This is a genomic window from Rhodococcus sp. 2H158, from assembly GCF_053764755.1.
The window spans coordinates 24,608-46,715 of sequence record NZ_JBSNCE010000008.1 but is presented as its reverse complement, the minus strand read 5'-3'; the positions used below and the strand labels follow the sequence as shown (position 1 = coordinate 46,715).

Below are 22,108 nucleotides of genomic sequence, written 5' to 3'. Positions count from 1 at the left end.
GACATCCCTTCTCGAGAGCAGCTCGACCGGGCACCCCACTGGTTCGTGCCCGGTCGTGCCGGCTCCCGCGAGGGTCACTCGCACACCACCACCGGGATGACCCGATCCGTCCAGGACTGATAATTGTCGAAATCCGCGTACATTGCCACCAGCCGCGGCCAGTAGTGCGACCGCTCCTCGGGCGTCGCCACCCGTGCCGTCATCTGCCGCACCCGCGACCGGACGTGCACGGTCACCCGCGGATCGGCCTGGATGTTGCGGAACCACAGCGGGTGCTCGGGCAGGCCGCCCTGGGACGCGACGAGCACCACCCGCTCGTCGTCCTCGAGGAACAGCAGTGGAACGGTCCGCGGCTGTCCCGTCTTCCGGCCCGTGGTGGTCAGCAGGCAGACGGGGATGCCCCACGGAAAGGCGCTGCCCACCCGCCACTTTCCACCGATCCGGCCGCCGGTGGCCTGATAGGCCGCCACGTTGGCGCGCGACATCCACTTGATGATCGGCACGGTCCACTTCGAGTCGAGACCCTTCGGCGCGGCGGCTCCGCTCATGTCAGATCCGCTCGATGATCGTGCCGGTGGCCAGCGCGCCGCCCGCGCACATGGTGATCAGCGCGGTGGCGCCGTCGCGCCGCTCGAGCTCGTGCAGCGCGGTGGTGATCAGCCGCGAGCCGGTGGAACCGACGGGGTGGCCGAGCGCGATCGCACCGCCGTTCACGTTGACCTTGTCCATGTCGGGCTCGTGCACCCGCGCCCACGACAGCAGCACCGACGCGAACGCCTCGTTGACCTCGAACAGGTCCAGGTCGCCGATCGTCATCCCGGACTTCTCGAGGACGCGGCTCGTCGCCTGCACCGGGCCGTCGAGATGGAACTCGGGCTCGGCGCCGACGAGGGCCTGCGAGACGATCCGGGCCCGCGGCTTCAGGCCGAGCGCCGCCGCGCGGTCGGAATCCATGAGCAGCACCGCAGCGGCGCCGTCGGAGATCTGCGACGAGGTGCCGGCGGTGTGGATGCCGCCGTCGAGGACCGGCTTCAGCTTCGCGAGCGATTCCGTGGTCGTCTCGCGCAGGCCCTGGTCGCGGGCGACGGTCTGCTTCTCGCCGGTGAGCGTGCCCTCCTTGTCGACGACGGGCGCGACGACGGGCAGCACCTCGCGGTCGAAGCGGCCCTCGTCCCACGCCTGCTTGGCCAGCGCCTGCGACCGGACGCCGAGCGCGTCGACGTCCTCGCGGGTGATGCCGCGACGGCGGGCGATGCGCTCGGCCGCCTCGAACTGGTTGGGCAGGTCGATGTTCCACGACTCGGGCCGCCGCGGGCCGGCGAGGTCGCCGACGTTCGCGCCGAGCGGCACCTGCGACATCGCCTCGATACCGCAGGCGATGCCGACGTCTATGGCGCCGGTGGCGATGAGTCCGGCGATCAGGTGGTTGGCCTGCTGGGCCGACCCGCACTGGCAGTCGACCGTGGTGGCGCCGACCTGCCACGGCAGGCCGGCGTGCAGCCACGCGGTGCGGGTGATGTTGTTGGACTGCGCGCCGGCCTGGGTGACGCACCCGCCGATCACCTGCTCGACGAGGGCGGGATCGAGGCCCGCGCGCTCGATCAGTCCGCTCTGTGCGGCTCCGAGAAGCTCGGCAGCATGCAGGCCGGCGAGCCAGCCGCCGCGCTTGCCGATCGGGGTGCGTGCCGCCTCGACGATGACTGGTGTGCCCACGGTGGGCTCCTTTCTGGTCCTTGTCCTCGCAAAGTAGAACAGGTTTCCGGGGCGGGCAAGGCATGGTCCGAATGATCGGGACTTGGCGATTCCTTGGCCTTCGGGCCACCCTGTGCTTGAATGCTTTTAGAACGTGTTCCACATCACGACACGGTGCACTCGTCAGGGCAGGAGAGAATTCAGTGGCGCAGCCCAACATCCCCGAAGACATCGACTTCACCGATCCGGATCTCTACGCCGAGCGGATGCCGTTCGAGGAGTTCGCCGAGCTGCGTAGGACGGCCCCCGTCTGGTGGAACAAGAAATCCCCGGACGTCGGCGGATTCCACGACGAAGGATTCTGGGTCGTGTCCCGGCACGAGGAGGTCCGTGAGGTCTCCCGCCGGAGCGACGTGTTCTCCAACTGGGAGAACACCGCGATCCCGCGGTTCAACGACGACATCCCGCGCGAGGCCATCGAACTGCAGCGCCACGTCCTGCTCAACAAGGACGCGCCCGAGCACACCAAGCTGCGCAAGCTCGTCGCCCGCGGTTTCACCCCGCGCGCGATCAACGGCCTTCGCGACGAGCTGAACGCCCGCGCGAAGAAGATCGTCGAGGAGGCCTGCCGGGCCGGCGGGGGCGACTTCGTCACCCAGGTCGCCGCGGAGCTGCCGCTGCAGGCCATCGCCGAACTCATCGGCGTCCCGCAGGAGGACCGCGACAAGATCTTCGAGTGGTCGAATCAGATGACCGGCTACGACGACCCGGACAACACCGCCGACCCGGCGGCCGCGTCGATGGAGGTCCTCGGCTACGCGTACCAGATGGCCGCCGCCCGCAAGGAGTGTCCGGCCGACGACATCGTCACCACCCTGATCGAAGCCGACATCGACGGTGACGAGCTCTCGCCCGAGGAATTCGGCTTCTTCTTCATCGTGCTCGCCGTCGCCGGCAACGAGACCACCCGCAACGCGATCACGCACGGGATGGCAGCCTTCCTCGACAACCCGGAGCAGTGGGAGATCTTCAAGCGGGACCGGCCGAAGACCGCGGCCGACGAGATCATCCGCTGGGCCACGCCGGTCACGTCGTTCCAGCGCACCGCGCTCGAGGACACCGAGCTCGGCGGCCGGACGATCCGCAAGGGCGACCGCGTCGTGATGCTGTACGCGTCGGCGAACAACGACGAGGAGGTGTTCGAGAACCCCCGCGCGTTCGATATCCTGCGAGATCCCAACCCGCACCTCGCCTTCGGCGGTACCGGTGCGCACTACTGCCTCGGTGCCAACCTGGCGCGGATGGAGATCGACCTCGTGTTCAACGCGATCGCCGACTACATGCCCGACATCACCAAGGTCGCCGACCCGAAGCGGCTGCGCTCCGGCTGGCTCAACGGCATCAAGGAGTTCCGGGTGGACTACAAGACGCAGGGCGGCTGCCCGGTCGAGCACTGACCCGGGTGGGGCGGCGCCGAGAGATCGGGAGTCCCCCGGCGCCGCCGTGCTTTCCGGACAGAGGTGTGAGGGGGGTGCTGCTGGAGCCGGCGACATGGGTGCACCCCGCCGAAATTGGGGGTGAGGGCGGGGTGCTCGCTCACAGTATTCGGCCGCCGAGGCGCCCGCGGCTTTCGGTCCTACTGGCCGGGACCTGTCTGCGCGACCGCCGCCGTGCCGGGTCCGGCCTGCGCGGGCCGAACAGCGGGACTCGGCGCCGAGCCCCGAGAGAACCCGCGCAGCAGGGGCCGCGCCTGTTCCACCCAGTGAGACGTCTCCTCCCGCGCCCCGCGGTTGCGGAAATAGTGTCACGTGCTCCTGGAACGGAATCGGCGAAAGGCATCGAACATGGTGGACTGGGCGGAAGAATGCGACGTCCTCGTCGTCGGATCGGGCGCCGGCGGCTGCTGCGGCGCCTACACCGCTGCCCGCGAGGGACTGTCCGTCGTCCTGGTCGAGGCCTCCGAGTACTTCGGCGGCACCACCGCATATTCCGGCGGCGGCGGGGTCTGGTTCCCCACCAACGCGGTGCTGCGACGTGCCGGTGACGACGACACCATCGACGACGCCCTGACCTACTATCACGCGGTCGTCGGCGACCGCACCCCCCGCGAACTGCAGGACGCCTATGTGCGCGGCGGTGCTCCCCTGATCGACTATCTCGAGGCCGACGAGGACATCGAGTTCACGGCCTACCCCTGGCCGGACTACTTCGGCAAGGCTCCCAAGGCCAGCGCGAAGGGCCGTCACATCGCGCCGACGCCGCGGCCGATCTCGGACGATCCCGAACTCAACGAGTCCGTCCGCGGACCGCTGGGCCGGGAACGCAACGGTGATCCGTTGCCGGACATCCTGATCGGCGGGCGCGCTCTCATCGGCCGGTTCCTGATCGCCATGCGCAAGTACCCGAACGTGCAGCTGCACCGGAACACTCCGCTCGAGGAACTCGTCGTCGAGGACGGTGCCGTGGTGGGTGCCGTCGTCTCCCACGGCGGCGAGCGCCGCGCCGTGCGTGCCCGCAAGGGTGTCGTGCTGGCCGCCGGCGGATTCGACCACAACGACGAGATGCGCCGGGAGTACGGCGTTCCCGGGGCGGCCCGCGATTCGATGGGGCCGTGGTCCAACCTCGGCAAGGCGCATCGGGCGGCCATCGCGATCGGCGCCGACGTCGACCTGATGAGCGAGGCGTGGTGGTCCCCGGGGCTGACCCACCCCGACGGGCGGTCGGCCTTCGCGCTGTGCTTTACCGGCGGCATCTTCGTCGACCAGGACGGCCACCGCTTCACCAACGAGTACGCGCCCTACGACCGTCTCGGCCGCGACATCATCGCGCGGATGGACCGCGGCGAGATGACGCTGCCGTTCTGGATGATCTACGACGATCGCGGCGGCGTGGTGCCGCCGATCGCCGCGACGAACGTGCCGCTGGTGGCGACCGAGAAGTACGTCGACGCGGGGTTGTGGCGGACCGCCGACACGCTCGCCGAACTCGCCGACCTGATCGGGGTGCCGGCCGGTGCGCTGGAGAACACCGTGGCCAGGTTCAACGGACTGGCCGCCACCGGCGTCGACGAGGACTTCGGCCGCGGTGACGAGCCGTACGACGTGGCGTTCACCGGCGGCGGTTCGGCGCTGATCCCGATCGAGAAGGGGCCGTTCCACGCCGCGCAGTTCGGGATCTCCGACCTCGGCACCAAGGGCGGACTGCGCACCGACACCGTCGGGCGCGTGCTCGACACGGCCGGGGCGCCCATCACCGGGTTGTACGCGGCGGGGAACACGATGGCCGCGCCGAGCGGCACGGTCTACCCCGGCGGCGGGAACCCGATCGGCACCAGCGCGCTGTTCGCCCATCTGGCGGTCCGGGATATGGCCGGAGCGTAGAGCCGCACCGGCCGGCGCGTCCGGTCCCCGGTCCCGCTCAGTGGGTCCTGCGTCACACTCGCGTCTGCTCGACCGTACGGTTCGGGAGCGACGAACCAGTACGTAGGAGCTTTCATGAGCACATCGTTGGCACCCGAACGGTCCCCCTCGACCCGTGCCGAACGCCGTTACCAGCGGACCCGGCCCGTGGGGGCGGTGGTGGCGATCCTCATCGCCGTCGAGGTCATCAGCGCATTCGAGACGTCGATGATGTACGCGGCCCTGCCGACGTTCGCTCGCGTCTTCGAAGCCGACGCATCCGCGGTCGGATGGAGCGTGACGGCGTTCCTGCTGGTGGCGGCCGCCTCGGCGGCGGTGTGCGGCCGGCTCGGTGACATGTACGGCCGCGAACGGGTGCTGATGGTGGTGCTGGCCTGTGCCGCGACGGGATCCATCGTGAGCATGGCGTTCGGCACCCTCGAGGCTATCATCGCCGGCCGGGCGATCCAGGGTGTGGCCGGAGCGATCCTGCCGCTGTGCATCGGGCTGGCCCGCGAACATCTGCCCGCGGAGCGCGTCCCGATGGCGGTCGCACTGATCTCCGGGTCGGCCGTCGCGGCCGGCGCGGCCTCCCTGCTGGTCGCCGGCGTCCTCATCGACCTGGGTGACTGGCGGTACATCTTCGTCGTCGCCGCCGGCTACGCGCTCGTCTGTCTCTTCCTGGTCGAGGCCGTGCTGCCGTGGCGGCGCCGCACCGCTCGGCGGCAACCGATCGACGTCGTCGGCGCGGTCGGCCTGGCGGTGTCGGTGGCGTCCGTCCTGTTCGGTCTGACCCAGAGCCGCTCCTGGGGCTGGAGCGACGTCCGCGTGCTGGGTCCGATCGTCCTCGGCGCCGCGGTGTTCGCCTGCTGGGTGTGGTGGGAACTGGGCCGGACGTCTCCGATCGTGAACCTGCGCCTGCTCGCCGAGCGCAACGTCGCCCTGACGATGCTCGCCGGGGTCGCACTCGGCGTCGGACCGATCGGCGTCGGGACGATGATCATCCCGATCATCATGCAGAGCCCGGCCACCGCGCCGTTCGGCCTGGGACTCTCGCCGACCTACGCCGGAACGCTGTCGTTCGTCGGCGCGATGATCGGCATGGCATTCACCCCGGTCGCGGGCAGGATCGCCGCCGCCGTGGGGGCACGGACGTCGTTGCTGCTCGGCAGCGTGATGTTCCTCGTCGCGTGTGCCGGGTTCTTCTTCTTCCGCGCATCGGTGATCGGCATGACGCTGCTGGTCGTGGCCGTGTCGGTGGCGACGGCGTTCGCGTACACGGCGCTGCCGAACCTGCTCGTCGAGTCCGTCCCGGAGCACAACACCAGCGAGATGGCCGGCAGCCAGACGGTGCTGCGCACCGCGGCGTCGGCGGTGGGCACCTCACTCGCCTCGCTCCTGCTCGCGTCCCTGGTGCTGCCCGGGACGGCGACGCCGACGGTGGCCGCGCTCGGGGCCGTCTGCGCGATGCTGGTCCTCTCCTGCGCCGTGACGATCGGGCTGGGTTCGGCGATCAGGTATCGGCGGGCGTGATGTCCGGCCCGTCCAGCAGCGTCAGATCGTCGGGGACGTCGATGTCCCCGGGATCGGCGAGGCGCGTGCAGTCCAGCCGTCGCACCCGGTCGCGGTTGCGGGTGAGGAATCGCCGGGCTCCCTCGTCGCCGACGGCCTCGCGGGCCGCCGCCTCGGCGTCGTGGCGGTCGAACACCACGGGATGCCCGGGGCGGTCCCCGAACACCGGCAGGGTGATCGTGCCGGGGCGGTGCGCGACGAGTACGGTGCGGACGAGTTCGGCGGTGATGCCGGGGAAGTCGACGACCGTCAGCGCGATCACGTCGTGGCCGGTCGTGGCGTCCACCCCGCACCGCAGCGACGTCGACATCCCCTCGGCCCAGCGCGGATTGACGACGGCGCGGACGCCGGGCGGGCACGCGGCGACGACGTCGCCGGCGTAGGCGCCGGCGACGACCGTGACCTCGTCGCAGCCGCCGTCGGCGAGCGCGGCCACCACGGTGTGCAACAGGGGGCGGCCGCGGTGGGGGAGCAGCGCTTTCGCGCGCCCGCCCAACCGCGTGCCGCCCCCTGCCGCGAGGACGATCCCGGCGACGGTCATGGCCGGACTCTAGCCGCGTGCTTCCTCGGCCGCGGGACGAACCGTCGCCATGGCCCGCTCGACCTCCCAGAAGGCGCGCAGCGACGCGATCCGGCCCGCGTCGTCGACACGGTAGACGAACACCCCCTCGGCGTCGATCACGTTGCCGCCGAGGGTCGTGCGGATGGTGCCGATGTTGACGCACTCGTCGCCGCACACCAGCACGTCGTCGACGAGGAACTCGAGCCTGTCGGTGTTCGCGATGGTCATGTCGTAGAACCGCGAGATCGCCTCGCGGCCGTGATGGCCCTTGCCCTCCGGATCGAATCCGGACGGACCGACCGGGTCCTCGACGACACCGTTCTCGGCGAACAACGCGAGCCACTCGTCCTTGCGTTTACCGCTTGCCGCCGCCTGCGACGCCCGCGAGGCGACCCGGGCCGGGTGTTCTTCGCTCATGCCGATGCCTTTCCGTGGATGAACCTGTCGGCGAAACGGTGCAGGGACTCCTGCTTCGTCTCGAGGGGACTGTCGAAGCCGTGCCCGTCGAAGATCCACGGCACCACGATGATGTCGGTGACGCCGGCATCCTCGAGCTCGGCGTACCCGGCACCGCCGAACCGGTCCACGCACACCGCCTGGATCTCGAACGGATCGTCGGCGCGGCCGTGTTCGGCGCGCAGCTCCCGCAGCCGGGCGATCACCTGCACGAGGTCGTCGAACCGGATCATCGCCGAGGTCCAGCCGTCGCCCACGCGGGCCGCCCGGCGCAGCGCCACGTCGGTGTGGCCGCCGATGTAGAACGGCACGGGTTCGGTGGGGGCGGGGCTCATCTGCAGCCGGTCGAAGTCGAAGAACTCGCCGTGGTGCTCGACCATGCCGCCGCCGAGGATGAGCTTGATGACGTCGATCATCTCGTCCACCCGCTTGCCGCGCCGCGCGTACGGCACCCCGCACCACTCGAACTCCTCGGGGGCCCAGCCGATTCCCACTCCGAAGCCGAAGCGGTTACCGGTCAGGTTGGCCACCGAGCCGACCTGGCGGGCCAGCAGCACCGGGTTGCGCGAGCCGAGCTTGAGGACCTGGGTGTAGAACCGGAGTGTCGACGTGACCGCCCCCATCGCGGCCGCGGCGATCAGTGGGTCCGCCCAGGGCGTGTCCTCGGTCCACATCCGCGACCCGTCGGGGGTGTACGGGTAGTCGACGGTCTGCTTCTCCATGTAGAACAGGGAGTCGGGCAGCGCGATCGACCGGAACCCGCACTCCTCGGCGGTGCGGGCGAGGCCGGTGAGCTGGTCGAGGGGCGTCATCGCGACGCCGACGGTGAAGTCCACCACGGTCCGTGCCTATCGTTCCGGTCGGTCCGAGCCGACGACCCACATCGAGAAGTACTGCGAGCCACCGCCGTACGCGTGCCCGAGTGCCTTGCGCGCGCCGTCGACCTGATGCTCCCCGGCGCGCTGCATCACCTGCATCGCGGCCTCGGCGAACCGGATCATGCCGGAGGCGCCGATCGGGTTGGAGGACAGCACACCGCCGGACATGTTGACCGGCAGCTGACCACCGATGGCCGTCTCCCCGGCCTCGGTGAGCTTCCAGCCGGAGCCCTCCGGGGTGAAGCCGAGGTTCTCGAGCCACATCGGTTCGAACCACGAGAACGGGACGTAGATCTCGGCGCAGTCGATTTCGGTGAGCGGGTCGGTGATGCCCGCGGCCCGCCACAGCGCCGCCGCGGCCATCCGGCCTGCCTCCGGGTTGACCTGGTCGCGTCCCGCGTACGTGGTCGGCTCGGTACGCATCGCGGTGGCGTGGATCCACGCGATCCTCCGGCCCTGCGCCTCGACCGCCGCGGCCGAGTCCTCGTCGCCGATCACGACGGCGCACGCGCCGTCCGACGACGGGCACGTCTCGTCGTAGCGGATCGGATCCCACAGCATCTGCGACGCCTGCACCGACTCGAGCGTGATGTTCGGCTGCTTGAGGTGTGCGTACGGGTTCTTCGCGCCGTTGAGCCGGTCCTTCACGGCGACCATCGCGCCGATGTGCTCGGGTGCGCCCGATCGGCGGATGTAGGAGCGCACGTGCGGGGCGAAGTAGCCGCCGGCGCCGGCGCCGACCGGCATGGTGAACGGCACCGGGGTGGACAGCGCCCACATCGCGTTCGACTCGGACTGCTTCTCCCATGCCACGGCCAGCACCCGCCGGTGCACGCCGGCCTGGACGAGGCTGGCGGCGACGTTGGCGGTGGACCCGCCGACCGAACCGGCGGTGTGGACCCGCAGCATCGGCTTACCGGTGGCGCCGATCGCGTCGACCATGGTCAATTCGGGCATCATCACGCCCTCGAACAGGTCGGGGGCCTTGCCGATCACGACCGCGTCGATGTCGTCCCAGCCGACGTCCGAGTCGGCCAGGGCGCGGTCGATCGCCTCGCGCACGAGGCCGGACATGGACACGTCGTGGCGCTTGGCGACGTAGTGGGTCTGCCCCGTGCCGAGGACAGCCGCGAGTTGCTTGGCCATGTCAGTTACGTCCCTCCAGAACGGCTACCAGATTCTGTTGCAGCACAGGGCCGCTCGTCGCGTGTGCGAGGGCCCGCCCGGCCCGCCCGGCCATGATCGCCTGCGCGGCGCAGCCGATGCGCTCGAGGCCGCCGGAGAACATGGGGTTACCCGTGAGCGGGCCGCCGGTCGGGTTGACTGCCGTCGCGTCGGAGAGGCCGAGGGCCTCGCGCAGGATCAGCTCCTGATGGGTGAACGGTGCGTGCAGTTCGGCGACGTCGAACGCGGTGTCACCGCCGGTGACGGCCCGCGCCGCGGCCGACGCGGACGGCGCGGTCGTCAGGTCGCGGCCGCCGAGGTTCGGCGAGTCGATGCGATGCTCGATGCCCGTGATCCAGGCGGGGTTCTCGCACAGTTCACGGGCCCGGTCGCCGGCGGCGAGCACGATCGCGGCGGCGCCGTCGGTGACCGGCGCGCAGTCGTGCCCCCGCAGCGGATCGGCGACGTAGGGCCGGGCCAGCAGCTCCTCGACGTCGAAGTCGCCGCTGATCTGGGCGTTCGGGTTGTCCTTGGCGGCGGCCCGCGCACGGACCGCGACCCGCGCCATGTCCTCCGCCGTCCATTTGCCGGCGTCGAGCCCGAACCGGGCCTGCAGCCCGGCGAGGGATACGGAATCGAGGCCGAGCGGGGCGACGAGATACGGGTCGAGCTGCAGGCCGAGGACCTGACGCAGGGTGCCGGCCGACGACTTGCCGAAGCCGTACACCAGGGCGGTGTCGACCTCCCCGGTGATCAGCTTGACCCACGCCTCGTACAGCGCCCAGGCGGCGTCCATCTCGACGTGGGATTCGTTGATCGGCGGCACCGCGCCGATCGCGTCCACGGCCGAGATGAACGAGAACGCCCGGCCCGCGAGGTAATCGGACGACCCGGAGCACCAGAAACCGATGTCCGACTTGGTGATTCCCAGTTTCGAGTACAGCTCCCGGAAGCAGGGGACGAGCATTTCGACGCCGTTGGTGGTGCCGGTGGTCTCGCGCACGTGGGGTGCCTGCGCGAAGCCGACGACTGCGATGTCTGTCATGGTGGGCGCGGCTCCCTTACAGGTGGTGTTTGAAGGTCTCGTAGTCGGCGTCCGGTTCGCCGGTCGGCCGGAAGTACTCGATGTTGCGCAGCGTGTAGTCCCACTCCTCGCGCGGGCGCCACTTCGCCTCCACCCGCATGCCCATCCGGACGTCGGCGGCGTCGCACTCGAGGATCAGGTGCAGGAACGGGATGTCCGCACCGTCGAGCAGCACGTAGGCCGCGACGTACGGCGGCGTGATCTGCTGGCCGAGGAACGGCACGTTGACGATGCAGAACGTGGTGACGATGCCCTTGTCGGACACCTCGACCTGCTCCCGGGTGGGGATGCCGTCGGTGGGGTTCGCGCCGCGCGGCGGGATGTAGACCTTGCCGCCCGGTCCGGTGCGCCCGCCGATCAGCTTGCCCTCGGCCAGCGCGCGCAGGTAGTAGGACTCCTCGTACGACGCGCTGTGCGTGTAGTGCAGATCCAGCGGCGTGATCATCATCGTCACCGGCTCGCCGGAGGCGTCCGTCCGGACCGTGACGGTCTCGGCCTCGCCCGGTTCGAAGGCTGCGATGTCACGAATGTGACCGGCGCGGTCGTCGGCCCACCGCACGCGTACCCGCATCCCGGTGCTCATGTCCTCGGGACCGGGGACGTCGACCGCGTGCAGCAGCGTCGTGTCGGCCCCGTCCAGCTGGATCAGCGCCCACGCGAACGGCCGGTCGAACGGCTGGCCCGGCAGGGGCTCGGGGTTCCACGTCCAGCTGCGCACCGTGCCGGACTGCCCGACCTCGACGAAGTCGGTGAGGGGTTCGTGGGTGACCGCGTCGAACTCCGGGGGCGGCACGAGGACGCGCCCGTCCGAGCCGCGGGCGCCGAGGATGCGTCCGTCGCGCAGGCCCGTGACGAACGCGCCGACGGTCGGCCCCGTGGATCGGGTGTAGTCGAACTTCAGGTTCAGTGGTGCGCTCAGCGGCTTCTCCGCGATCACGCTCTTTCCCAGGCTCACAACTTCGAGTAGAACAGGTTCTAGAGACGGTGGCAAGGGTACTGTCCGAGCAGCGGTGTCCCCGGTCCGCCCCGAAAGGAATGGTGTGCAATGAAACTGGGTCTGCAACTCGGCTACTGGGGGGCGCAGCCCCCCGCGAACGCCGGCGAGCTCGTCGCCGCCGCCGAGGCGGAGGGCTTCGATGCGGTCTTCGCCGCCGAGTCGTGGGGCTCGGACGCGTTCACGCCGCTCGCATGGTGGGGGTCGGGCACGCAGCGGGTGCGGCTCGGCACGTCCGTCGTGCAGATCTCCGGCCGCACCCCCACCAGTTGTGCCATGCACGCGATCACCCTCGACCACCTCAGCGGCGGCCGGCACATCCTGGGGCTCGGCGTGTCCGGGCCGCAGGTCGTCGAGGGGTGGTACGGCGAACCGTTCGCCAAGCCGCTCGCCCGCACCCGCGAGTACGTCTCGATCGTGCGCAAGGTGCTGGCCCGCCGGGAGCCGGTAACCAATCCGGGCCCGCACTACCCGCTGCCGTACGACGGACCCGGTGCCACCGGGCTCGGCAAGCCGCTCAAACCGATCACGCACCCGCTGCGTGCCGACATCCCCATCTGGATCGGCGCCGAGGGGCCTAAGAACGTCGCGCTGACCGCCGAGATCGCCGACGGCTGGCTGGCCATCTACTACTCCCCGCGCCTGGCCCCGATGTACGACGAGTGGCTCGACGAGGGCTTCTCGCGGCCCGGCGCCCGGCGCACCCGCGACGACTTCGAGATCGCCGCGACCTGCCAGGTCGTCGTCACCGACGACCGGACGGGGACCATCGCCGGTCTCAAGCCCGTCACCGCCCTGTACGTCGGAGGCATGGGCACCCCCGAACTCAACTTCCACGCCCAGGTGTACCGGCGCATGGGCTACGGGGAGGTGGTCGACGAGGTGACCGCCCTGTTCCGCGCGGGCCGCAAGGACGAGGCCGCCGCCGCGATCCCCGACGAGATGGTCACCGAGACGATGATCATCGGCGACCGCGACGAGGTGCGCGCCGGCGTGAAGCGCTGGTCCGACGCCGGCGTGACGATGCTGCTCGTCAGCTGCCGCGACGCCGAGCACGTGCGCTCCCTGGCGGACGCCGTGCTGCGGTAGGCGCCCGCTTTCCCCCTTCCCCCGAGCGAATGTATCGTTCACCTCCTCAGATCGACGGGATGCCACATTCGCTCGGTGGGGAGGTTGTCCACAGTCGGCGAGTTGCTCCACAGATTCGACGAATGCACGCTCCGCGGCCGCACGAATCCGACCGAGCGGCGCACTGTAGGTCCATGAGAAGGGGTGAGTGGGCGGGGGATCCGGAGGCACTGGGCCGGCTGGGCGACAGCGGTGTGGTTCGCGACGCCGTGCTTCGTCGTGTCGGAGTGTCGGGGTCGGCAATTCACGAGAGGTGCCGTCCGGGTGGTCCCTGGCAACGGCTGCTGCCGGGCATCGTGATGCTCGGAAACGGACCGGCGTCGGCTCGGCAACGCACGATCGCGGCCATGAAGTACGTCGGCGACGACGCCGTACTCACCGGACGATCGGCGCTCGGGGAACATGGACTGGCGGGAGAACAATACGACGTCCACGTGCTGCTCCCGGCGAATCGTCGCGTGCAGTCGGCCGGATTCGTCCTCGTCGAGCGGACAACCCGAATTCCGGACCCTTTGATACGTAATGGCATCCGGTGTGCTCCCATCGAACGTTCCCTGCTCGACGCCGCGCGCCGGTGCACCACTCTCGATGCGACGCGGTCGTTGATCGCCTCGGCCGTCCAGCGTGGGGCGGTGTCGGTGGCAGCACTGCAGGAGGAGCTGGCGGAGGGGAGCGGGCGGGGTTCGGCTCTGCCGCGGCGGGTGCTCCGGGAGGTGGATGCCAACGTCCACTCGGTCGCGGAGGCGAAGGCGCGGGAGCTGTGGGAACGCAGCGGCCTGCCCGAGATGGTGTTCAACCGCGATGTTCTCGACTCCCGGGGCGGGTTCATCGCACGACCTGACGGCTGGATCGACGACGTCGCGATGGCCTGGGACATCGACTCCCTCGCGTGGCACCTGTCGCCCAAGGCGTACAAGGACACGATCGAGCGCCGGACCCGCATGCAGAACGCCGGCATCATCGTGCTGCCGACGATCCCGAGTGCGGTGGAGCGGTCACCGAGGCGTGTCGTCGACGACCTGCGCCGGCACTACGAGCTCGCGGCCTCTCGGCCGCGGCCCGACGTGCGACTACGGACGGTGGCACCGGGCTGAGCGAATGGACCATACCGTCGGACTACGGAGGTGAGCGATACATTCGCTCGGCCCGGGCCCACGGCCCGTCAGGCGCCGGTGAACTTCGGGGTGCGCTTCTCGGTGAACGCGCGGGGGCCTTCCTTGGCGTCGGCGCTCTTGAAGACCTCGGCGCCGAGTTTCGCGTCGATCTCGAAGGCTTCCTCCTCGTGCATGCCCTCGGTGTCGCGGATGGTCTTCAGGATGGCCTGGACGGCGAGGGGGCCGTTGGCGGCGATGGTCTCGGCGATCTCGAGGGCCTTGTCGAGGGCGTGGCCGTCGGGGACGACGTGGCCGATCAGGCCGATCTCCTTGGCCTCGGCGGCCTTGATGTGGCGGCCGGTGAGCAGGATGTCGGCGGCGATCGTGTAGGGGATCTGGCGGACGAGCCGCACCGCCGAGCCGCCGAGGGGGAACAGGCCCCACTTGGCCTCGGAGACACCGAACTTCGCGCTCTCCCCGGCGACGCGGATGTCGGTGCCCTGGAGGATCTCGGTGCCACCGGCGATGGCCGGGCCCTCGACCGCGGCGATCAGCGGCTTGGTGAGGCGACGGCCCTTCAGCAGTGCGGGCAGCCTGGACAGATCCCAGCCACCGCCTTTGCCCTTCCCGTCGCTTCGCTCGCCCTGCTCGAACTTGTCGCCCGGGGCCGACCGGTTCATCGCCTTGAGGTCGGCGCCCGCGCAGAACGCGCCCCCGGCGCCGGTCAGGATGGCCACCCGGATCTCCGGATCGTTGTCGACGCGGTCCCACGCCTCGGCCATGATCGCCATCATCTCGCCGGACAGGGCGTTGCGCGCCTCGGGCCGGTTCATGGTCACGATCAGGACCGAGCCGCGCTGCTCGACGAGGCAGTGCGGGGCGTCTGCCGAAATGCCGGAAACTTCCGATGCGGTGGTGGACACTGGGGACTCCTGAGGGGTTGTGAACTGGATCTCATCCGGGTCTTGTCAGAAACGGTAACACGTTCTACTTTTGTGACGTGGCCCTTAACATCGCAGACCTCGTAGAGCACGCAATCGACCTCGTTCCCGACCGCGTCGCGCTCGCGTCGGACGGACGTGAGGTCACCTACGCGCAGGTGGAGGAGCGCGCCAACCGGCTCGCCCACTATCTGCAGGAACGGGGCGTAAAGCCCGGTGACAAGGTGGGTATCTACTCACGCAACACCATCGAAGCCATCGAGGCGATGGTCGCGGTGTTCAAGATTCGTGCCGTGATGGTGAACGTCAATTACCGGTACGTCGAGAACGAGTTGCAGTATATCTTCGACAACTCGGACATGGTCGCGCTCGTCCACGAGCGCCGCTACTCCGACAAGGTCGCCGCCGTGCTGCCGCACAGCCCGCAGATCCACACCGTCGTCGTGGTCGACGACGGCACCGATCTCGACTACGCGAGCTACGGCGGCGTCGACTACGAGTCCGCGCTGGCCCAGGGCTCACCCGAGCGCGACTTCGGCGAACGCAGCGCCGACGACCTCTACATCCTCTACACCGGCGGCACCACCGGCAGCCCCAAGGGCGTGATGTGGCGGCAGGAGGACGTGTGGCGCGTGCTCGGCGGCGGCATCAACTTCATGACGGGCGAATACGTCGCCGACGAATGGGAACTCGCAAAGACCGGTGCCGCGAGCCCGCCGCTGGTCCGTTTCCCGATCCCACCGCTCATCCACGGCGGTGCCCAGTGGGCGGTGCTGCAGTCGCTGTTCAGCGGCGGCAAGGTGATCATGCATCCCGAGTTCGACGGCCACGAGGTGTGGCGCGTCATCGAGGAACACAAGGTCAACGTCATCTTCATCACCGGCGACGCGATGGGCCGCCCGATGCTCGACGCGCTCGAGAGCGGCCGTCCGGGAACCGGTGAGAAGTACGATCTTTCGTCCCTGTTCGCGATGGCGTCGAGCGCCGCACTGTTCTCCCCGGCGCTGAAGGAACGCTTCCTGGATCTGATGCCCAACACGGTGATCACCGACTCGATCGGCTCGTCCGAGACCGGCTTCGGCGGACTCGGCATCGTCGCCAAGGGCCAGGCCCACTCGGGTGGCCCCACCGTCAAGATCGACGCCTCCACGGCCGTGATCGACGACGACGGAAATCCGGTCGAGGCCGGATCCGGGCAGGTGGGCGTGCTCGCCCGCAAGGGCCACATCCCCATCGGCTACTACAAGGACGAGGTCAAGACCGAGGCGACCTTCCGCGAGTACCACGGCGTCCGCTACTCGATCCCGGGCGACCATGCGCGGGTCGAGGCCGACGGCACCGTCACCATGCTCGGCCGCGGGTCCGTCTGCATCAACACCGGTGGCGAGAAGGTGTTCCCCGAGGAGGTCGAGGGCGCCCTCAAGGCCCACCCGGACGTGTTCGACGTCCTCGTCGTCGGCGTGCCCGACGAGCGCTGGGGGCAGCGGGTGTCCGCCGTGATCGCGCCCCGCGCCGGTACCCGCCCGGCGCTGGCCGACCTCGTCGAGGTGGCCCGCACGCAGATCGCCAGCTACAAGATTCCGCGCAGTGTCTGGTACGTCGACGCCATCAAGCGTTCGCCGGCCGGCAAGCCCGACTACCGCTGGGCCAAGGAACAGACCGAGCAGCGCCCAGCAGACGACCACCACACCAACGGCTCCGCCGCGGCGAGCTAGAAGGGACCGGGATGCACACCGATCTCAGCAGGAAATTCGGCATCCAGTACCCGATCTTCGGGTTCACCCCGTCCGAGCACGTCGCCGCCGCGATCAGCCGGGCCGGTGGCCTCGGCGTCCTCGGCTGTGTCCGGTTCAACGACCCGGACGAGCTCGACGACGTGCTCACCTGGATGGACGAGAACACCGACGGCAAGCCCTACGGGGTCGACGTCGTGATGCCCGCAAAGGTTCCCACCGAGGGCACCGCCGTCGACCTCGACAAGCTCATCCCCGCCGAGCACCGCGCCTTCGTCGAGCGCACCCTCGCCGAGCTCGGTGTGCCGCCGCTCGACGAGTCCGCCGAACACGCGGCCGGCGTCCTCGGCTGGCTGCACTCGGTCGCCCGCGCACACGTGGACGTCGCCCTCGAGCACCGGCCCGCGCTCATCGCCAACGCGCTCGGCTCCCCGCCGAAGGACGTGATCGATCTCGCCCACGAGAAGGGGGTGCCCGTCGCGGCGCTCGCCGGGGCGGTCGAGCATGCCCGGCGGCACGTCGAGAATGGCGTCGACATCGTCATCGCCCAGGGGTACGAGGCGGGCGGGCACACCGGCGAGGTGGCCTCGATGGTGCTCTGGCCCGAAATCGTGGACGCCCTCGGCGATTCGGCGGCGGTGCTTGCCGCCGGCGGTATCGGCTCCGGCCGGCAGGTCGCGGCCGCGCTCGCGCTCGGCGCGTCCGGGGTGTGGATGGGCTCCTACTGGCTCACCACCTCCGAATACAAGCTCGGCGCTGCCGCCGACGGCCCGTCGTCGGTCCAACGGGCCCTGCTGGGCGCGACATCATCGGACACCGTCCGCTCGCGGATCTACTCCGGCAAGCCCGCCCGCCTGCTCAAGACGAAGTGGACCGAGGCATGGTCGAAGCCCGAGGCCCCGTCGCCGCTGCCGATGCCGTTGCAGAACCTGCTCGTGAGCGAAGCCCACCAGCGGATCGCCGCCGCGGACGATCCCGAGGTCGTCGCGATGCCCGTCGGGCAGATCGTCGGCCGGATGAACGAGATCCGGCCGGTCGCGGAGATCATGGCCGAGCTCGTCGAGGGGTACGAGCGGGCCGTGGACCGGTTGAACGCAGCACGGTGACGGACCGGTGGTGACCGTCTACGATCCCTTCGATCCGCAGTTCCTGGCCGACCCCTACCCGGCCTACCGGATGCTGCGGGACGAGGACCCGGTGCACCGCCACGTCAGCACCCGGAACGGCATTCCGCCGTTCCGGGTGCTGTCCCGTTTCGAGGACGTGTGGAACGCGGTGCGCGACACCGAGACCTACTCGTCCGCTGGGGGATTGACGTTCGTTCCCGACGAGATCGGCAAACTGGGTCTCGCCCCGACGATCGTCATGCTCGACCCGCCGCGGCACGGGCAGCTGCGCAGCCTGATCGCGAAGGGGTTCACGCCCCGGCGCGTCGCGGCGCTCGAGGACGCGGTGCGCGGGTTCGTCCGCGGCCGGCTGGATTCGTTCGCCGGGCGGCGCGAGGTCGATCTGCACCGCGAATTCTCCTCGACCGTCCCGACGTTCGTCCTGGCGGAGATGCTCGGCGTGCCGACGGCCGACCGGGCCCGGTTCGATCCATGGGTCGCCGCGCTGACGGCGTTGCAGGACAGCGGATTCGATTTGGCCGCCATGAGCGCACCCGACGCCGTCGCCGAAATGTTCCAGTACTTCTCGCGGCTGATCGGCGAGCGCCGCCGCGAACCTGGCGACGACCTGATCAGCGCCCTGACCACCGTCGAGTCCGACGGTGAACTGCTCACCGACTGGGAGATTCTCGGGTTCTGCTTCGTCATGGTGGCCGGCGGCAACGACACCACCGGAAACCTGATCTCGCACGCCGTGATGCTGCTCGACACCGATCACCGCCAGCGCGACCTGCTCGTCGACGACCCCTCCCGGATTCCGGGCGCGCTGACGGAGACGCTGCGGCTGGAGGGATCGGTGCAGGGACTCGCGCGCACCACCACCCGTGACGTCGAGCTGCACGGGGTGACGATTCCGGCCGGGGAGAAGGTGATGATGCTCTACGGCGCCGCCAATCGCGACGAACGCGAATTCGGCGACACCGCGGAGCAGTTCGACGTCACCCGGTCGATTCCGCGGCACCTCGGATTCTCCAGCGGTCCCCACTTCTGCATCGGCTCGCACCTGGCGAAGCTGCAGTCCCGGGTCGCGCTCGAGGAGTTGCTGGCCCGGTACCCGCACGTGTCGGTCGATCCGGCATCGGGGGTGCGCCTGCAGTCGTCGTTCACCCGCGGCTGGGTGAGCCTGCCCGCCCTCCTACATCAGCCGAGCGGGAGGTTGTGGCGGTGAGCGGGAGTATGTCGCGGCATCGTGCGGGTGCGTCGACCAGGATGCTCCCGCTCGGAACGAGAACCTCCCTGTCACGACCCACGGACACGCCGCGCGTTCGCGACGATCGCGTCGTGGACGAACCGCGGCAGCCCGGGTGCCAGCTCCTCCCACTCGGCGGTGGCGCCGTCGCCGGAGACATACAGGGCCGCGATCTCGCAGTGCTGCTGCGGACTGCACGGGCCGAACCAGCGTTCGAGGTGGCGGCGGTGCTGCTCGGCGGCATCCATCGCTACCGGTCCGTCCGCCGGCTCGCCCGCCGCGATCGCCTCGACGAACGCTCGGATGTCGGCGTCGGCCTCGGCCTTGATCGTCTCCCAGTCCTCCCTGGTGTGCCCCGCGGCGCGGTGCGCCGCCCGCTCCCACTGGTCGTGATTCGGCCAGTCCGGCTCGGTGGCCGCGAATCGTTCGGCGAACCGGTCGGTTCCGAAGATCTCCAGTTGCTCCTCAGGGGTGAGCGATACACCCGTGCGCCGCGCCTCGATCTCGCGATCGAGCGCCGCGAGCAGACCGATGAGGTGGTCCCGGCGCTGTTCGAGAAGCCGCCGCTGGCGGCGGAGGTGATCGTCGACGGTCGCGCCCGGATCGGCCAGCATGTCGGCAATGGCATCGAGGCCGAAGTCGAGCGCGCGATAGAACAGGATGCGTCGCAGCCGCTCCACGTCGGCGGCCGAGTAGAGGCGGTGGTTGCCGGCGCTGCGTCCATGGGGCACGAGCAGGCCGATCCGGTCGTAGTGGTGGAGCGTGCGCACCGAGACGCCGGCCATCCGCGCGACGTCCCCGACCGTGTACTCGCCGTCCACACGTCGATGATGCGCCGTCACGGCCGGTGCCGTCGCGCCGCCCGGTCGTGGGCGACGGCGAGCAGGCCGGGTACCTGTGCGGCGGTGCGCACGCCCGGGTTCAGGATCGATACCCACCCCTGCGGCGCGTACACGGGATGGGGAAGCAGGAGATCGAGGGCGGTGTAGTCCACGGCGGCGCTGTGCCGTGCGTGCCCGGCCGGCGGGTAGCCCAGCAGGTCGCGGAACTCGTCGCGGCCGACCGCGACGTTCAGCCGGAACACCCCCGTCCGGTAGAGGTGGGACGCGGTGTCGAAGCCGTCGTAATCGTGGACGACGATCGTGGCGAACGGGAACCGGCGGTCGGCGGGGGTGGTGCCGTCCGGATCGAAGAACAGGAAGGTGTCGCCCCACGCCTGCCGGGGCGCGCCGTTGTCCGCCCCGGCCGTCATCGCCACCACCCCGGGCAGGGCCGCCGTGACGTCGATGATGTCGTCCACCGTGAGGGATCGGGGTTCGTTCGTCGTCATGGGCCGGACGCTACGACCTGACGCAGCGTCAGGTTCAAGTCCTCGTGCCGGATCGCCTATCGGCCCGATCCGGTGACCTGCGGCCGCAACTCGGCCGCCAGTTCGTCGGTCAGCGGCGTGAACTCGCGCTCGCCGCGGCGGCGGACCCATACCGGGTCGGCGCAGTGCCACCGCTCGGCGCTGAGCGTGCGGGTGAGGATCTTGAACGTGGCGGTGCGCGGGAAGTCCCGGCACACCCGGATCAGCGTCGGCAGCTGCTTGGGGCCGAGATCGCCCTGCGCGTCGAGGAACCCGGCGAGTGCGACGGGGTCGAACTCGGAATCCGCGGTCGGGATGACCGCGGCCATCACCCGGTCGCCGACCTGCGGATCCGGGACCGCGTAGACCGAGACCTGCGCGAAGCCCGGGTAGCGGAGCAGGGCCCGCTCGATCGGAGCGGCCGCGATGTTCTCGCCGTCGACGCGCATCCAGCCGGAACTGCGGCCGGCGAAGTAGACGAACCCGTCGGCGTCGGCGTAGCCGAGATCGCCGCTGTGGTACCGGCCGTCGCGCACCCGCTCGGCGTCGGCCTCCGGGTTCTTGTAGTAGCCGGCGAACAGGCCGGCCCCGGCGACGTTGACGAGCTCGCCGGTCGCGACGTCGGCGTTGAGGATGCGGCCGTCGGCATCGAACTCGGCGACCGGACAGGGTGATCCGATGTCCGGGTCCAGGATCCGCACGCCTTCGGGCAGCCGTCCCAGCGCTCCGGGCGGGGCATCGGGTGCCGCGGAGATCGAGATGCCGCCCTCGGTGGAGCCGAACCCGTCGACGACCGTCGCGCCGAATCGCCGGCGGAACTCGGCGATCGCGGGCGCCGTGCCCTCGTTGCCGTACATGATGCGCAGGGGATTGTCCGCCTCGCCGGGCTCCTCCGGGGTGGCGACGATGTAGGACAGCGGCTTTCCCACGTAGTTGGCGTAGGTGACGCCGAAGCGGCGCACGTCCGGCAGGAAGCCGGAGGCGGAGAACCTGCGCCGCAGGGCGATCCCGGCCCCGGCCGCCAGTGCCACCGCCCAGCCGGCCATCATCGCATTGGAGTGGAACATCGGCATCGACACGTACACGACGTCGTCGGCGCCGAGACCGAACCGTTCCGCGAGCATCACCCCGGGGCCGGTGATCTTCTCGTGGGTGCAGCACACGGCCTTCGGGTCGCCGCTGGTGCCGGACGTGAAGATCAGCATGAACAGATCGGTCGCGGCGACGGGCGCCGGTGCGGCGGTGGAGCCGGTGTGGGGAGCGAGCAGATCGGCCCACTCGGCGGAGTCGACGTCGATCACCCGGACGCCGCCGAGGTCGAGTCCGTCCAGCAGCCGCGCGTTCGCGGCCTCGGTGAACACCACCTGGCAGTCCGCGAGCACGATGTCGCGGGCGAGAGCCTGCCCGCGACGGGTGGTGTTCAGCCCGACCACCACCGAGCCGGACAGCGACGCAGCGCCGAGCAGCAGCGAGAACTCCGGCACGTTGTCCATGAGAATCCCGAAGTGCCGGGGTCTGCGCGGGTCGAGCAGTTCCTGCAACAGGGCGGCCCGGTCCCGGCCGGCCTGCACGTGCTCACGCCACGACAGCGACATGTTCTCGAACTGCAGGCCACGATCGTCGACGGTGGCGAGCCGCTCGAGGAGCGCGGTCACGGTGGGTGCGTCGGTCATGCCGGCATCCTGGGGCATCGGCGCGGCGGGTGGGGT

20 protein-coding genes are annotated in these 22,108 nt (G+C 70.1%); 8 read left to right on the top strand and 12 right to left on the bottom strand.

Annotated features, from left to right (window positions below; translation table 11 throughout):
* Positions 1-74: 74 nt before the first annotated feature.
* Both ACWPOB_RS09560 and ACWPOB_RS09555 read right to left on the bottom strand, forming a co-directional pair.
* The gene (locus ACWPOB_RS09560) at positions 75-548 is read right to left on the bottom strand and encodes a nitroreductase family deazaflavin-dependent oxidoreductase (RefSeq protein ID WP_100055695.1); all 474 of its coding nucleotides are present in this window, start codon (positions 546-548) and stop codon (positions 75-77) included.
* A 1-nt stretch (position 549) separates the two neighbouring features.
* Positions 550-1,713, bottom strand: coding sequence for a steroid 3-ketoacyl-CoA thiolase (locus ACWPOB_RS09555; protein ID WP_043797491.1), 1,164 nt, complete (start codon positions 1,711-1,713; stop codon positions 550-552).
* 182 nt (positions 1,714-1,895) lie between these two features.
* Here ACWPOB_RS09555 and ACWPOB_RS09550 point away from each other — a divergent pair, with 182 nt between their 5' ends.
* From ACWPOB_RS09550 to ACWPOB_RS09540, 3 genes are all read left to right on the top strand, one after another.
* The gene (locus ACWPOB_RS09550; protein ID WP_455400650.1) at positions 1,896-3,149 is read left to right on the top strand and encodes a cytochrome P450; all 1,254 of its coding nucleotides are present in this window, start codon (positions 1,896-1,898) and stop codon (positions 3,147-3,149) included.
* A gap of 351 nt (positions 3,150-3,500) precedes the next feature.
* Complete coding sequence (locus ACWPOB_RS09545; protein ID WP_455400649.1) at positions 3,501-5,072, top strand: FAD-binding protein; 1,572 nt, start codon at positions 3,501-3,503, stop codon at positions 5,070-5,072.
* A gap of 114 nt (positions 5,073-5,186) precedes the next feature.
* The gene (locus tag ACWPOB_RS09540) at positions 5,187-6,623 is read left to right on the top strand and encodes an MFS transporter (protein WP_455400648.1); all 1,437 of its coding nucleotides are present in this window, start codon (positions 5,187-5,189) and stop codon (positions 6,621-6,623) included.
* Here the strand turns inward: ACWPOB_RS09540 and ACWPOB_RS09535 are convergent.
* From ACWPOB_RS09535 to ACWPOB_RS09510, 6 genes are read right to left on the bottom strand one after another with little or no spacing between them, the layout of a single operon-like run.
* Positions 6,604-7,203: a nucleotidyltransferase family protein gene (locus tag ACWPOB_RS09535; protein ID WP_455400647.1), complete on the bottom strand. Its 600-nt coding sequence runs from the start codon at positions 7,201-7,203 to the stop codon at positions 6,604-6,606. The two genes, ACWPOB_RS09540 and ACWPOB_RS09535, sit on opposite strands and share 20 nt — an antisense overlap.
* Before the next feature lie 9 nt (positions 7,204-7,212).
* The gene (locus ACWPOB_RS09530; protein WP_100056295.1) at positions 7,213-7,641 is read right to left on the bottom strand and encodes a nuclear transport factor 2 family protein; all 429 of its coding nucleotides are present in this window, start codon (positions 7,639-7,641) and stop codon (positions 7,213-7,215) included.
* Positions 7,638-8,516: a TIGR03619 family F420-dependent LLM class oxidoreductase gene (locus ACWPOB_RS09525; protein WP_455400757.1), complete on the bottom strand. Its 879-nt coding sequence runs from the start codon at positions 8,514-8,516 to the stop codon at positions 7,638-7,640. Before ACWPOB_RS09525 ends, ACWPOB_RS09530 begins: the two co-directional genes overlap by 4 nt.
* Before the next feature lie 12 nt (positions 8,517-8,528).
* On the bottom strand, positions 8,529-9,704 hold the full coding sequence (locus ACWPOB_RS09520) for a thiolase domain-containing protein (protein WP_100056296.1): 1,176 nt from the start codon (positions 9,702-9,704) through the stop codon (positions 8,529-8,531).
* 1 nt (position 9,705) lies between these two features.
* A complete protein-coding gene (locus tag ACWPOB_RS09515) occupies positions 9,706-10,767 on the bottom strand; it encodes a thiolase domain-containing protein (protein ID WP_100056297.1) in 1,062 nt (353 codons plus the stop codon).
* A 16-nt stretch (positions 10,768-10,783) separates the two neighbouring features.
* A complete protein-coding gene (locus tag ACWPOB_RS09510; RefSeq protein ID WP_455400646.1) occupies positions 10,784-11,761 on the bottom strand; it encodes a Zn-ribbon domain-containing OB-fold protein in 978 nt (325 codons plus the stop codon).
* 90 nt (positions 11,762-11,851) lie between these two features.
* Between ACWPOB_RS09510 and ACWPOB_RS09505 the strand changes: the two genes are divergently transcribed.
* Both ACWPOB_RS09505 and ACWPOB_RS09500 read left to right on the top strand, forming a co-directional pair.
* Complete coding sequence (locus tag ACWPOB_RS09505) at positions 11,852-12,889, top strand: LLM class F420-dependent oxidoreductase (RefSeq protein WP_455400645.1); 1,038 nt, start codon at positions 11,852-11,854, stop codon at positions 12,887-12,889.
* Positions 12,890-13,062: 173 nt separating this feature from the next.
* Positions 13,063-14,022 carry a hypothetical protein gene (locus ACWPOB_RS09500; protein WP_455400644.1) on the top strand — a complete coding sequence of 320 codons (960 nt, stop codon included), beginning with the start codon at positions 13,063-13,065 and terminating at the stop codon, positions 14,020-14,022.
* A 68-nt stretch (positions 14,023-14,090) separates the two neighbouring features.
* On the opposite strand, the gene ACWPOB_RS09495 is transcribed toward ACWPOB_RS09500, so the two are convergent.
* Positions 14,091-14,945 (bottom strand): crotonase/enoyl-CoA hydratase family protein, encoded by an 855-nt coding sequence (locus ACWPOB_RS09495; RefSeq protein WP_455400643.1) that lies wholly within the window; start codon positions 14,943-14,945, stop codon positions 14,091-14,093.
* A 77-nt stretch (positions 14,946-15,022) separates the two neighbouring features.
* On the opposite strand from ACWPOB_RS09495, the gene ACWPOB_RS09490 reads away from it, so the two are divergent.
* The 3 genes from ACWPOB_RS09490 to ACWPOB_RS09480 are packed head-to-tail and all read left to right on the top strand — an operon-like array spanning position 15,023 to position 19,030.
* Positions 15,023-16,678: an acyl-CoA synthetase gene (locus ACWPOB_RS09490; protein WP_100056301.1), complete on the top strand. Its 1,656-nt coding sequence runs from the start codon at positions 15,023-15,025 to the stop codon at positions 16,676-16,678.
* An 11-nt stretch (positions 16,679-16,689) separates the two neighbouring features.
* Positions 16,690-17,802, top strand: coding sequence for an NAD(P)H-dependent flavin oxidoreductase (locus ACWPOB_RS09485; RefSeq protein ID WP_100056302.1), 1,113 nt, complete (start codon positions 16,690-16,692; stop codon positions 17,800-17,802).
* A 10-nt stretch (positions 17,803-17,812) separates the two neighbouring features.
* Entirely contained in the window at positions 17,813-19,030 is a 1,218-nt protein-coding gene (locus ACWPOB_RS09480) for a cytochrome P450 (RefSeq protein ID WP_455400642.1), read from the top strand.
* 71 nt (positions 19,031-19,101) lie between these two features.
* On the opposite strand, the gene ACWPOB_RS09475 is transcribed toward ACWPOB_RS09480, so the two are convergent.
* Genes ACWPOB_RS09475 through ACWPOB_RS09465 form a run of 3 tightly spaced genes read right to left on the bottom strand, consistent with a single transcriptional unit; the run spans position 19,102 to position 22,072 of the window.
* Positions 19,102-19,872: a MerR family transcriptional regulator gene (locus ACWPOB_RS09475; RefSeq protein ID WP_100056304.1), complete on the bottom strand. Its 771-nt coding sequence runs from the start codon at positions 19,870-19,872 to the stop codon at positions 19,102-19,104.
* Positions 19,873-19,889: 17 nt separating this feature from the next.
* Complete coding sequence (locus ACWPOB_RS09470; RefSeq protein WP_455400641.1) at positions 19,890-20,381, bottom strand: DUF6194 family protein; 492 nt, start codon at positions 20,379-20,381, stop codon at positions 19,890-19,892.
* A gap of 56 nt (positions 20,382-20,437) precedes the next feature.
* Positions 20,438-22,072, bottom strand: a complete 1,635-nt coding sequence (locus tag ACWPOB_RS09465) for a long-chain-fatty-acid--CoA ligase (protein WP_455400640.1) — start codon at positions 22,070-22,072, stop codon at positions 20,438-20,440.
* Positions 22,073-22,108: the final 36 nt, after the last annotated feature.

Bases quoted from the DNA above. Each gene is read 5' to 3' on its own strand.
- ACWPOB_RS09560 (WP_100055695.1), bottom strand. From the start codon at position 548: ATGAGCGGAGCCGCCGCGCCGAAGGGTCTCGACTCGAAGTGGACCGTG.
- ACWPOB_RS09540 (WP_455400648.1), top strand. From the start codon at position 5,187: ATGAGCACATCGTTGGCACCCGAACGGTCCCCCTCGACCCGTGCCGAA.
- ACWPOB_RS09535 (WP_455400647.1), bottom strand. From the start codon at position 7,203: ATGACCGTCGCCGGGATCGTCCTCGCGGCAGGGGGCGGCACGCGGTTG.
- ACWPOB_RS09530 (WP_100056295.1), bottom strand. From the start codon at position 7,641: ATGAGCGAAGAACACCCGGCCCGGGTCGCCTCGCGGGCGTCGCAGGCG.
- ACWPOB_RS09520 (WP_100056296.1), bottom strand. From the start codon at position 9,704: ATGGCCAAGCAACTCGCGGCTGTCCTCGGCACGGGGCAGACCCACTAC.
- ACWPOB_RS09515 (WP_100056297.1), bottom strand. From the start codon at position 10,767: ATGACAGACATCGCAGTCGTCGGCTTCGCGCAGGCACCCCACGTGCGC.
- ACWPOB_RS09505 (WP_455400645.1), top strand. From the start codon at position 11,852: ATGAAACTGGGTCTGCAACTCGGCTACTGGGGGGCGCAGCCCCCCGCG.
- ACWPOB_RS09500 (WP_455400644.1), top strand. From the start codon at position 13,063: ATGAGAAGGGGTGAGTGGGCGGGGGATCCGGAGGCACTGGGCCGGCTG.
- ACWPOB_RS09485 (WP_100056302.1), top strand. From the start codon at position 16,690: ATGCACACCGATCTCAGCAGGAAATTCGGCATCCAGTACCCGATCTTC.
- ACWPOB_RS09470 (WP_455400641.1), bottom strand. From the start codon at position 20,381: ATGACGACGAACGAACCCCGATCCCTCACGGTGGACGACATCATCGAC.
- ACWPOB_RS09465 (WP_455400640.1), bottom strand. From the start codon at position 22,072: ATGACCGACGCACCCACCGTGACCGCGCTCCTCGAGCGGCTCGCCACC.